Annotated in this window: 13 protein-coding genes; 9 read left to right on the top strand and 4 right to left on the bottom strand. The window is 45.6% G+C overall.

Going from position 1 to position 10,965, the window contains the following annotated elements; all coding sequences use genetic code 11:
• The first annotated feature begins 93 nt into the window (after positions 1 to 93).
• From V6942_RS02425 to V6942_RS02410, 4 genes are all read left to right on the top strand, one after another.
• Positions 94 to 657: a hypothetical protein gene (locus V6942_RS02425; RefSeq protein ID WP_063940919.1), complete on the top strand. Its 564-nt coding sequence runs from the start codon at positions 94 to 96 to the stop codon at positions 655 to 657.
• A gap of 329 nt (positions 658 to 986) precedes the next feature.
• Entirely contained in the window at positions 987 to 1,397 is a 411-nt protein-coding gene (locus V6942_RS02420) for a DUF6971 family protein (RefSeq protein WP_063940920.1), read from the top strand.
• 102 nt (positions 1,398 to 1,499) lie between these two features.
• On the top strand, positions 1,500 to 2,621 hold the full coding sequence (locus V6942_RS02415) for a hypothetical protein (protein ID WP_063940921.1): 1,122 nt from the start codon (positions 1,500 to 1,502) through the stop codon (positions 2,619 to 2,621).
• Between the two features lie 218 nt (positions 2,622 to 2,839).
• Positions 2,840 to 3,130 carry a hypothetical protein gene (locus tag V6942_RS02410; protein WP_016154338.1) on the top strand — a complete coding sequence of 97 codons (291 nt, stop codon included), beginning with the start codon at positions 2,840 to 2,842 and terminating at the stop codon, positions 3,128 to 3,130.
• 1,080 nt (positions 3,131 to 4,210) lie between these two features.
• Here V6942_RS02410 and V6942_RS02405 read toward each other — a convergent pair.
• From V6942_RS02405 to V6942_RS02390, 4 genes are all read right to left on the bottom strand, one after another.
• Positions 4,211 to 4,510: a hypothetical protein gene (locus V6942_RS02405; RefSeq protein ID WP_062773082.1), complete on the bottom strand. Its 300-nt coding sequence runs from the start codon at positions 4,508 to 4,510 to the stop codon at positions 4,211 to 4,213.
• Between the two features lie 364 nt (positions 4,511 to 4,874).
• Positions 4,875 to 5,093: a hypothetical protein gene (locus tag V6942_RS02400; RefSeq protein ID WP_050863217.1), complete on the bottom strand. Its 219-nt coding sequence runs from the start codon at positions 5,091 to 5,093 to the stop codon at positions 4,875 to 4,877.
• Positions 5,087 to 5,665: a tyrosine-type recombinase/integrase gene (locus tag V6942_RS02395; RefSeq protein ID WP_050863218.1), complete on the bottom strand. Its 579-nt coding sequence runs from the start codon at positions 5,663 to 5,665 to the stop codon at positions 5,087 to 5,089. Before V6942_RS02395 ends, V6942_RS02400 begins: the two co-directional genes overlap by 7 nt.
• Before the next feature lie 1,518 nt (positions 5,666 to 7,183).
• A complete protein-coding gene (locus V6942_RS02390; protein WP_085016858.1) occupies positions 7,184 to 7,645 on the bottom strand; it encodes a hypothetical protein in 462 nt (153 codons plus the stop codon).
• A 564-nt stretch (positions 7,646 to 8,209) separates the two neighbouring features.
• Here V6942_RS02390 and V6942_RS02385 point away from each other — a divergent pair.
• The 5 genes from V6942_RS02385 (at position 8,210) to V6942_RS02365 (ending at position 10,382) form a co-directional block, all read left to right on the top strand.
• Positions 8,210 to 8,377, top strand: coding sequence for a hypothetical protein (locus V6942_RS02385; protein WP_164530024.1), 168 nt, complete (start codon positions 8,210 to 8,212; stop codon positions 8,375 to 8,377).
• Between the two features lie 102 nt (positions 8,378 to 8,479).
• Complete coding sequence (locus V6942_RS02380) at positions 8,480 to 9,259, top strand: MarR family winged helix-turn-helix transcriptional regulator (protein ID WP_333500777.1); 780 nt, start codon at positions 8,480 to 8,482, stop codon at positions 9,257 to 9,259.
• Positions 9,260 to 9,270: 11 nt separating this feature from the next.
• Complete coding sequence (locus V6942_RS02375) at positions 9,271 to 9,549, top strand: hypothetical protein (protein WP_047054422.1); 279 nt, start codon at positions 9,271 to 9,273, stop codon at positions 9,547 to 9,549.
• A gap of 112 nt (positions 9,550 to 9,661) precedes the next feature.
• A complete protein-coding gene (locus V6942_RS02370) occupies positions 9,662 to 10,051 on the top strand; it encodes a hypothetical protein (protein ID WP_149384602.1) in 390 nt (129 codons plus the stop codon).
• Positions 10,044 to 10,382, top strand: coding sequence for a hypothetical protein (locus V6942_RS02365; RefSeq protein WP_149384603.1), 339 nt, complete (start codon positions 10,044 to 10,046; stop codon positions 10,380 to 10,382). Before V6942_RS02370 ends, V6942_RS02365 begins: the two co-directional genes overlap by 8 nt.
• Positions 10,383 to 10,965: the final 583 nt, after the last annotated feature.

Genomic DNA, 10,965 nt, shown 5'->3' with positions numbered 1-10,965 from the left:
CTTTGTCCTGCTGGTCTCCCTATTGCTTGGGGACTTTGAGTAGGTCAGTAGGGTGCGGCTTAGGGTGCATATTTAAAATGAGGTAATCAAGCAATGAGTAATCGACATAAACATGCAGGCCATATTATCACTATTGAAAGTCACAGCTTCAAGGCCAATGAGTCAGGTATGTGGAATCTTACCGAAATATGGAAGGTCCTCAGCTTGCCTAACAATAAGTTACCTTCTCAGTGGCGCGGTAAAGTGACTAAGAGACTCACCGACATGCAAAAAATGCACGTCGAGAAGATTGGTATTGAAAGCATAACCTATGCAGACAAACAGGCTACCCTAAAGTATGCCGGATGGGTCTCCGAAGATTTTGAGGATATGGTCTACGCAGCCTTTGAGGCTATTCTTGAGATGCCGGAAGTTGCTGAGGCAGTCGCTAATAAGATGGTCGAACTTGGTTATCATGCTGAAGCTGAACTATTGGAACGCCATAAGGACGACTATCGAGAAGCGATGCAAACTCTTAACAAGATAGGTAAACGTGTTGACGGTAGAAAGCCTGAGCGTATCTACAGGGCTGTGCTTAGCGGTAACCTGACGAAACCCCAAGGTCTATCCATGATTCCCCGTAGTAGCGTCTGGTACGCCAGAGTGGTGAATATATGATAGCTATCGACCACGTCAAAATTGACTCTCAGACAATAGAGGGCCGTAAGGCGTTGCGACTGATGACAATCAATACAGCTTCCATTGTGTCCGCTCTGGGTCTACCACCTCTGGGTGAGCGTCCTGTCTATTCAAAGGCCGCCTTATGTCTCATGGCGGTAGCTGCTGGATTATCCCCTAAAGACTTTCATCATCGCCATCATTAATTAACACTACCTCAAATAACCTTTTGAACTGACCGAAATGCGGGGAGACACCGTAGGGATTATTACGCCCTGTGGTCGACCGATAAGTTCAATCAATTCAGACTTCAAAAGGAGATAAATATTATGCCTATTTCATATCGTAAATTAAATATCACTCTGAGTGCTGATAAAGAGACCGTGTTGGTATTCGGTCAGGAGCTATCTACAAAGTATTTCACTGAGATTGTCGTTACAACCATGCTCAATTCCACCGGGTCTGACATGGCTAAATCAAATCGTATTCTTAACGATATTCATGCCATTGGTCTTAATGCCTCTGATTACGGAAAGTATTCCCGTTGGTGGGCTGAAAGTAATGTACAGGAGCGCCAAGAAGCTGAGCGTCGACGTAAAGAGGCTGAGGAACATCAAGAGCGTATGGCTGCTATTCATGCAACGCCAGCAGAGATTGCTAAAGCTGCCGCTGAGCGTAGAGCACGTGACGAAGACCTGATTAAACGCTTCGGCAATAAAGGGGCCGCTTTCGGGTACTAACTGATCACTTTCGGTGACGCTGCTTGGATTCTGAGATAAGACCAAGGGCCGTCACCAGCTACTTTTTACGTAACGCATTCATATACTAAGGAGATATTTACCATGGCTATTACAAATCAAATTAACAAAGCGTCATCACTGGCCTCTTTACGTCAGCCCCAGCGAGACAAAGACGGTCAAATCATTAGGGGGTCGGTATGGGGTACTGACACCTCACGCACTGACTATGTTCAGATGACCAACGGTCAAGACGCCCAGGTTCTCAACGTAGGCTTCACGGACCGCTCAGGTCGTCCGATGGCCTTCGGGAATGACTCACATGATTACGTTCAGGCGCTGGAGGACTCTTTGGACGAGACCTTCAATGATGGTGATTTCCGCACTGCTGTAATGGAGCATGTCTTCCCCTGTGAGTTTCGCCCATACGGTACTGACCCTACGCCTATCCGCCGTCAGGCTCTCCAGAATCGTACCGTCCGCTTTAAGCATAATGGTGCGTTTAACCCAGCTAAGGATGCTCCGTCTACTACAGCCATCACCGGGGCAAGTGTAACTGTCACCCCAGTGTTGAACCCTGAGACCAATAAGACAGGCATTCTGTGCTCTGCTGCTACTCATGTATCTGACTTCGATATGATGGGCGGTTGGACCGAAGGGGCATTAATCCAGACGGTAGGTGATATGCAGGTTCAATACTGCCGCCAGATGTTTGCCGCTGTTGTCGATGTCCTGAAAGATACGCCAGACCTACAAGTCATCGAAGCAGTCCCGCTAGGTGGTAAACCGTCTGATCAAGCTGAGGACCTTCTGGACATCTTAGCGCTGAATCTTCCGGTTGAGTTAGGTAATACACTGAGCGATTACGCTGTATTGGTCCCTGAGAAACTAGAGGCAGTTTTGGACCGAGCCGCTCAACGCGCAGGCCATGAAGATATTAGCGACCTGCTGGGCTGCACAGTATGCGGCTATGCGGGTGATGATACAGGTGTCTATCTCCTGCCTAAGCGGTTCGCTTCTATCTCTTTCAGGTCAACTAAAGGCGCTAAGACCGTGGATGTAAAAGTGACTCGTAATAGCAATACCGCTGGGTATGACCTTGAGTTAATCAGCGTGGTCGATGTGTTGGCTACCGGTTCCGTTAAGGTGAAAACTGGAGCATTCGACGTTGAGACAGACGCCTCTTTCCCGTTGGTCCATGTTATTCGTTTTACTGCCGTAGAGTAGCTATAAACCCTGAGTGAACATACGGAGGACCCCATGAACTTACAGGAGTTGTATGTGTTCGTCCTCTGCGTCCACTTGGTCTGCCAGATACTCTAAAGTGATTGATAGATACTAGCGATCAATTTCAGTTTACCGATCGAGACAAACGATCATCAGTATGCCCGCATCCGGGCTATCCTTTAGACTCCGTTTTTATGGTTATTTAAAGGAATATCAACATGTTGAAAGGTATCGGGTCATTTATCGGGATGGCTTTACTATTACTGGCTGCTGGTTGTATGGCTGGTTACATCTATGGTGGGGTACAGTGGTCAACATATCGGGCGCTTGCTAGGGCAGTGAGTGCCTTTTGGTGGGCCTCCGGGGCTTTGTTCTTGCTGGGCATCGTGTACCGTATTGTCTTCAATAGATTATCGTCGGTTTGTGGCGTTCTCTTTACTGCCGCAATCGCCATTGCTCTGGTGCTAACTGGTCTTCACTTTGCGGTCGGTGGGGGCTGGTGGCACTAGCAGATGGTTCTTGTGCTTAAAATTCCTCACAAAAATCTCCGCAGGTATCTAATATATAAAGTTTAACGACTTCCCCCTGTAGCCCTCTCAAAGTTGTTCCCTGAGCAGTGGGGGCTACCATCTCTTGATGTTTAAACATTAGGACATTACAGCACTTCTCAGCTTGGTTCTATTCCTCCGAGGGGAACATTACGTTCATTCAGCCTTGACCAGAGATCACTCAATGTGTAACCATTACTGTAACCAAAAGGATTCATGATTCTTTATGAAACAAATGGTTAGTGAGTGATTGTCTTCGATGCTTCGATTCCCTTCGCCCGCTCCAGAATCTCCCCTTGTGGAGCAAGCATTCTAAAATGCTGCTCTGCCAGCATGTTACGCAGTAGTGCTTACTAACATGCTGAGGCGTTCTACCATAGTTCACTACTTTGACACTTGTCACGAATGGTTACTCGGTGAAATGAGAGTTTAGCCAATCGTCGGCGGTGGTTTCAAGTTCTTACCGCGATAGTCCAACAATGAACGCAAAGCCTACACCAGGCAGCGACGGATCGCACTTCTCATAACCTTACAGTGAAGCGCATTTTTTGCCGATGCTCCCACATGCCACACGTCGAGATGACGTTGCAGGGAATAAACAGGTTTTATGGTGGTGATGCTCCGGTAGCTACAGATCCGGCTCTGCCAGCGGTTCGGCCTCGCTCCTTCGGGTACATGGTCATCCTGATAAACTTCACTGTCTGACACTCCCTGATGAAGTCGCCTAACGGCTCCGCACGTTGTCTTACCACCAACGGGCATTATGGCTTCTATTCTCTAAAATCTGTGAGTTGCGCATTTTCTGCACCCTGGTTAACCTAAGATTAATCTGAATAAATCAAGGGTGAGTATGGCTATCGGGAAGAGACAGAATCAAGAGGAATCACCCAAAGACGAGTTAGATCGCTTGCTGGATGAGCTTGAACTCACACAGGCGCAACGGGAGTTTATCGAATCTATGCGGCAAGAGGACGGGGATAAAACCAACGGGGAGTAATACCCTAAAGAAAAAGGGGCATTGCGCCCCCGGCAAGAAATTGGTTAGGCTTCTTGAGCACATTCGCTTTGATACTGTCGCCAGTACATTTGCGCAAAGTCCATAAACTTCGAGAAATCAGCCTTACTTAGTTCTTTGTTGGCTCGGATAATGTTGCATACAGCAATGTGCTCTTTCGCTGCTTCGTCCTTGTCGGCAATGTCTTTAAAACGTAGCGCTATTGCACTTTTCACCTCAAGGATCGCATCTAACCGTTTCTCAGATAGCCGTGGGTGTTTTTCCTGCAACTCTTCTTGATAGAGTTCAATGTCTTGCTTGATTGAATAAGAATTGTATGTCGCCATTTTATCTCCTCGTTCGTTATGGTTATTTCAAAGCCCGTAGCCACATCATAAGCAAATGAAGCTGGCTTCCTGTCATGGCAGGGATTCGGACGGTTTTACCGTTGCTTACGTTGCACAGCGCGAGCGCTAACGCCATAATGTGCTGATTCGGCATCTCTAACTCTCCGTTGGGATTGTTGAATACGGCGGGGGCTGGCTTCTTGGTGGTTGGCGGCCCCTGCCACTTGCTGATCAACTGCTCTTCTAAGGTTTGTTGGTAACAGGTGACGCTGTATCGTCGTCCCTGCAAACTTTACTACCTGCGTATAAACGCACACCGTAGCACCACACCAGATAAAGCTGGTGATTAGCTCTTCTTCCTTTTTCACTCTTCCGAATCCTCTGTATTGAAGGTTTTCGTATAGGGACATTTCCCCTTAGTTACGTAGGTGAACAGGTAATTGCTGTTCTGATACGTGCAAAGCGTTTTTCCGTTCTCCGTCTGTTCCTCCTCTGGGTTGGTCATCGTAATTTGTCCGGCATGTGCGAGGGCAGGCAATAGCGCCAGCGTGAGCACAATTAAGCCTTTCATGTTGATCACCATTCTAAAGAAAACTCCTCTGTTAAATCGTCCTGCACGTCCTGACCATACCCGATGTAATACATGGTTGAACGTGGATCTGTCTGCCCCAGGAAATGGGCGATAGTTTCAATCGGCACCCCAGCTTGATGAAGAATTCGCCCCCGACTTTTTCTCGGCGTATGGCATCCAACGTTAGAGAATCCTGCTCTACGTCCCATCTTCCCAAATTCAGTGAATACCGTGTTACGGGTTACGGCGTTGCCTTTGCTACGGAGATCGCCCTTGCTAAAGATGAAATCCGTCTTCACTGGCATATCGGCTTGCTCTGCCTTGCGTTGTGCCACCACTGACAGCATCGCGGCTGTCACCTTTGGTCTCACCACGTTTCCGGTTTTCTCCTGCTTCACCTTGAGGTGAGATTGCCCTTCTACATCTTCGTACCGAAGTTTGAGCACGTCAGAGATACGCAAGCCTGATTCATACATAAACACCCACAGGCAATAAAACAGGTTGGTGGTGGTGTTGCGCTGTAGCTCTGCCGCCACTGCCTTAACTTCATCTGCACTCTTTAGCGCCTGGCTAATACCTTTCATCTTTACCCTCCTTATGCTCGTTTCGTTGAAATCATCATTGATCATAAATTGATCATTTTCAATAGGTTGTACGATACGTGAGTTTAAGAAGAGCACAAAATGATCAAAAGGTGTGCGCGGTTGCGAGAGCAATTGAACGACCTGATCGAAGGCCACCCAATTCTGTCAGCCGTCCCGCTCGAATATCGGTAAGTGATTGAAAAATAAATAAAAACACACATCACCTCATGGTTCATGAAACAGTGGTTCTGTCAAGAGATTTATTTTCGATGACGGGGAGTTACCCCTGTTTGCACCGTGAAGTGATGGAAAAGTGTTCTGATTCATTTAAATCAATGAGTTACAGAATACACTTTACTAAAGTGTATCGAATCGTGAGGGATTCGCACTGTAAGTGAGAGCTATTCTCATCTGTGGTGATGTGAATTGAGTTTTTGAGAATGGTTCTCAATAATGGGGGTTTTGGCATGAAAAAAGAATTGTTACATTATAACAATAAGGCGAGAAGACTCGTTCAACGAATCTGGCACGGGTGCAAAGTAGTTTTCATGACAAATGGCGCTGTATTCAGCACTACACAACGGTTTGGCTAAACTGATCATTCTGACAATGAAAGTGAACAATCTACTTTAGCTTACATTTACCCTGGATCTTTACCTGTCATTTAAGATAGGTTTTGACGTTATTAATGTAGGGGTTTGATAGGAATAATCTAAGATTTGCCTCTGGCTGTTCTTAGGATTGTTGCATGTGCGATTCGGAGTGAGCAGGGCGACGGTCTGCCGTTGGGTGAAGGGCTGAAAGTAACGTTTTGGTACTCGAGATCACAACGAAAGTAACGTTTTGGTACTTTTAAAGTAACGAAACGGCACACTATAAGATTAAATAAGACTACTAATTAATAAGACTATCTTTTAATACTTTTGCTGTTGTCCCTGCTCGGTACTCTCCGGGCAAGTGACCTGTTTCGCCTTTGGTTGGCTCCTCGGTCAGCCTCGTACCGCTCATGGAACAAGCGCAAGCGTACTCTTTACCTTCTGGACTCGTGCAAACTTCGTTTCTGACGAGAGTCAGGCACGAACGATTATTTGCCATCGGCAAGAGATCGCTTTCGCCGTGGGCGAATACCATTGCGCTGTGCGCGGAATTACCATCTGACCAACCAACTACCGTTGATTGTCCATCTGATAAGCTGACTAACTTCAACCATCCATTCATGAACTAACGTTCACCCATGCAAGGTTTCAGTAAGTCAGTGGCTAAGGCTTCACTGTTCGCTGATGGCTCCAGTTCATCCAGCCTCAATCCAATACCAACACCTACTATCCTGATAACTACCGTTATCCCTCTGTAGTTGTGCTATTGGTTTCGGGAGTAAGTGCCAGAGGGCGGCATAAGTGCAAACAGAACGCCTCAGAGGTGCTGTAATCGATTTAAAGAGGGTAAGAAATGCAAGATGACTACCTATGCAATAAAAGCTCTTAGAATGCTTTACAGAGCGTTTTAGGACTATTGTAGTTAATGAACCAGGCGTGAGCCTCTCAGCACATCCATCGTTAGTATAGTTGGCTGGGCATACGTGATGGTGCTACATAATGAAACGATGGTTTCAATGTCCTGGATGGTGATCTGATAGGTTCCAGCACCGGGCGAGCCAATGTCTCGGCAGAGTATCCAGCCAGCATTATCCAGATCGCCAATGACGGTCATCACTCGTTTCTGAGTCATGCCGAGATTACGGGCTGTACAACTCAGATCGAACATCACACATCCGGCTGTATCGTCCTCACACTCTCTGAGATACGCCCACACTCGTTTATGATCGGTGGTAATGGTCAGTACTTTGGGGTGCTTACCGCGCTTTTGTGGATGCGTTACTTCGGTGAAATAGGGCACCAGGCTGTCAAACATCTGTTCGGTGGTGAGTTCAATTGTATGTGGCGTGTGAGATGTGCTGAGGTGTGGCTGAGAATGATTCATTAAGTCCTCCTGTCTGTTTTTTAGTCAATAAGTCCTCTTGGTTGAGTTGTTATCGTTCATTTTTTAATCACTTGTTAATGTGGTGTCTTGGGTTTTCCCAAGCATTCCGTTCTGGTTGGCAAAACTACCACAAAAACAGATTGATTTCCATCGTTGATTTTGTGTATAAAGAGCACTAATCGCAAAGCAAAAATGCAACGCGTTGAAAAAGATCAAAATTATTTTGAGAAATCACCGTTGAGGGGTTGACAAAAGTTTATAAAAATGTTAAAGTAGTCTTATAGCACAAAACTTTGTTTACCCATCAACGCACTTTGAGCCGTCAGGCTGCAAGGTGTTTTTTATATACGCCAACCATAGGAGGCCACACTGAGATACTTTGACGTTGAAGACACACTTCAACAATTGAAAGACGGAACCACCAACCGTTACCGCATCCGAGCACTACGCAACGCTTGCCGCGCTCGTGGATACCACGAAAGGGAAGCCTTTCTCACAGAAGTATTGAAGCGCTGGGATGAAATCCGCACTTCGACCACTAAATAACCCAGAAGGAGAACAAGAATGATCGAGAAGAAAACCAAACTACCACCGTCCACATCGTTAATGATACCGGATGAGACATTTCAGATTCTGTTCAGAGAAGCGAAGCGCCGAAAAATGAGCGTAAGCGCACTCCTTCTTGAAGAATGCCAAAGTCTGGCGGTCAAATACTCGAAAGCTGGCGCGTAATAACCACGTTTCAGCGTCAAAACCCACCCCACGAATGAGAAGCGGAGAAAACCAAATGAGGAGCATTCGTAATTTACTGAGCATACATAGGAGCAAACAACAATGGCAAAAACCCTCGCCCAGATTAAGGCAGATCCAAAATACCAATACACCGATAAAGATGGTGTAACGAGAGAGCGCACTCTCAACATTCCCCACTACTTCAAAGAAATCCCTTTTATCTACTCCCCACACCTTGAAAAAGGAAGAGTGAAGTTCAGCGCCAGGATGCAAAAGTTGTATTGTTACGTAGCAGACTGGGAGAAATCCGGTGGTGTTTGTTATGAAGAGCAATCCGAGCTTGCAAAGGTTTGTGATTTATCTCGTGGAAAAACAAACGATCTGATCGAACAGATGGAATTAATAGGACTCATTACGAGAACTAAAATACCTGGTAGGAGGAATAAGGAATTACGAGCACTTCCGCTAACTGATGCTCACATTACCCCACCAGAAGCGCCGACAGCGCAGCCTGTAGCAGCGTCTGACGAAGTGCCAGCCCCTGAGCCAGTGAAGGCCGCAGAGGAGCATTCAGTTCCTGATTTTGATGATCTTCCGTTTGTCTGGGATGCTCCAGAATACCTGGAGCCGCCAGCACCAACACCAACGATCCCCACTCAGCAGGACAAGCCAGACCTTCCCTGGGGCGGTGTAGCTATCTTCAAACCGAATGGCGATCCCATTGATGCCGCTTTGAAATGGGCGCTAACAGAGACAATGGGCGATGAGGAAGCAGCCTACCAACTTATTTCACAGACAGCGACCAAACATCTTGGACGTGAGATTATTTTAACCGTATCAACGAATGAAACCTGCGGCGAATTCGAAGATCTACCATTTTAACCAGGAGGATTATGATCCAATACTTAGTGAAATACGGTGTTGACCGTATTCAGATTAATGACGCTGGAAAGCGTGTGTTAGAAACCCTGCATTACTTCTATAAATCCAAACCGACAAAAATCCAACTTGGTGACATTATCGAACGATCTGGATGTTCGCAAGGCGGCGTGATGTTCTGGCTTCACGCTTTAAAATCATTCGGTGTTATCGATTTTAAAGAAGCTGGCTATTTCGACGTAACAGTTAAATCTATGATCTCGGATTATGAGATCATTTATTCAAATGACTAAATAACAATCAATGGGAAACTTTTATGATCATCGCTATCTATTGGCTATTTGCATTTTACGCAGTATGGACATTAACGAGAAAACACAGAGTTTCCCCCTTTACGAGGAATGAATGGGAAAAAGAGAACGCAGTAACATTGTCAGAATTGAAAAAGCAGTAAGAGCAACAAAACGTAAATACAGCCATAAGCTAAAAGATTATTCAAGAGAATCTATTCCAGGCTCACTAAAAACAACTATTTTAGAACACCCTCCCTCTGTACCTTGCGGTGATGAATACAACGCCTTGCAAGAAATAATTAGCACTACGCCTGGCGTATTCTGGAAACCTCGAAAAAGAAAAGAATACATAATTGATAGTAGCCAGCTTAAACCCTGGCAAATTATCGGATTTGAACATTACTCCGATTATGTCGGGTATTCACAAACTAACGGCCTGAGTGGTCACACTGCCGATTTAGATTTTTTATTTAATGACGATAGGGAAAATTATAATGACTAACGACACAATTCAATCTCTACTTCTTAGTTTCGAAGATAATTATCATCTCCCGCTACTACAGGAAGTGAATAAAACATACATTACAGTAACGCCTGAGAGCCTCCTGAACGCTGTCAGACATACTGAGCAAGCCATCACAGCCCTTGAGCACCTTCAAACCTCTGTAGCTCGTTTGGTGGAGCGTGACGGCAGCACCATCACCGCTGATCAGGCGTGGCGAGTAGCAAATACCCTTGAAGAGCTTGCTTGCTCCCTGCAATACATCACGCTTGAGCTGGGAGAGCTTGCCGTTAGCATTGCAGAGAAATACGCTGTAAGCGAGGGTGAATGAAAATGCAAGTAAAGTGAATAAAATGTCGGTTTAGGTATTGACAAATTAACAGAAATGTTATAGAATAAGAAGTAGGGATAGTATTCGAATCACTTCTCCCTCCTGAATGCCGTTTCCCATAGCGGCACTCTCTTTTGAATGCTTTTTTTGAAAGTGTTGGTTCTTTCTTCTTCTTTTTTGTTTAGTTCCGAAGGAATGCGTGGGATGTAATGTCTCGTTGTGTTGGCTTTACATGCAATCACCCGCGCATCTCCGACTTTTTCAGAAAGGGCGTTCGCTCTTTACCCCTCATTCATTCCGTTAGGATGAATGTAGTCAGACTTAACTACCCTTGAATTGTGAGAGGTTCAGGAATTACGTTAAGCTGGCAATCTTCTATTAATAACACTCCCGAAAGTGTCAGCTAATAGATAATGAAATCAAGATCTGTTATTGCCAGCGTGAAGGGCTTCACGTTTAACAGATGCAAAGTACCCCCGATCTTTTTAAATCTCCTAAGATAATAAAACGGGGGTCTTTTTATTAGATTGTATTCTTAACTTCATTTCTCCTGAAAAATGACGTTAATAATGCTTTCTTTAGC

Origin of the sequence: Kluyvera genomosp. 2, from assembly GCF_036759865.1 — a bacterium.
GTDB lineage: Bacteria > Pseudomonadota > Gammaproteobacteria > Enterobacterales > Enterobacteriaceae > Kluyvera > Kluyvera ascorbata_B.
Note: the sequence above shows the minus strand (reverse complement) of the source record. Positions and strands in the feature narration are given on the sequence as shown.

Excerpts from the sequence above, each read along its gene's own strand:
- V6942_RS02385 (WP_164530024.1), top strand. The coding sequence starts at position 8,210 with ATGATCGAGAAGAAAACCAAACTACCACCGTCCACATCGTTAATGATA.
- V6942_RS02395 (WP_050863218.1), bottom strand. The coding sequence starts at position 5,665 with ATGAAAGGTATTAGCCAGGCGCTAAAGAGTGCAGATGAAGTTAAGGCA.
- V6942_RS02375 (WP_047054422.1), top strand. The coding sequence starts at position 9,271 with ATGATCCAATACTTAGTGAAATACGGTGTTGACCGTATTCAGATTAAT.
- V6942_RS02390 (WP_085016858.1), bottom strand. The coding sequence starts at position 7,645 with ATGAATCATTCTCAGCCACACCTCAGCACATCTCACACGCCACATACA.
- V6942_RS02420 (WP_063940920.1), top strand. The coding sequence starts at position 987 with ATGCCTATTTCATATCGTAAATTAAATATCACTCTGAGTGCTGATAAA.
- V6942_RS02400 (WP_050863217.1), bottom strand. The coding sequence starts at position 5,093 with ATGGTGATCAACATGAAAGGCTTAATTGTGCTCACGCTGGCGCTATTG.
- V6942_RS02370 (WP_149384602.1), top strand. The coding sequence starts at position 9,662 with ATGGGAAAAAGAGAACGCAGTAACATTGTCAGAATTGAAAAAGCAGTA.
- V6942_RS02405 (WP_062773082.1), bottom strand. The coding sequence starts at position 4,510 with ATGGCGACATACAATTCTTATTCAATCAAGCAAGACATTGAACTCTAT.
- V6942_RS02380 (WP_333500777.1), top strand. The coding sequence starts at position 8,480 with ATGGCAAAAACCCTCGCCCAGATTAAGGCAGATCCAAAATACCAATAC.
- V6942_RS02365 (WP_149384603.1), top strand. The coding sequence starts at position 10,044 with ATGACTAACGACACAATTCAATCTCTACTTCTTAGTTTCGAAGATAAT.
- V6942_RS02425 (WP_063940919.1), top strand. The coding sequence starts at position 94 with ATGAGTAATCGACATAAACATGCAGGCCATATTATCACTATTGAAAGT.
- V6942_RS02410 (WP_016154338.1), top strand. The coding sequence starts at position 2,840 with ATGTTGAAAGGTATCGGGTCATTTATCGGGATGGCTTTACTATTACTG.
- V6942_RS02415 (WP_063940921.1), top strand. The coding sequence starts at position 1,500 with ATGGCTATTACAAATCAAATTAACAAAGCGTCATCACTGGCCTCTTTA.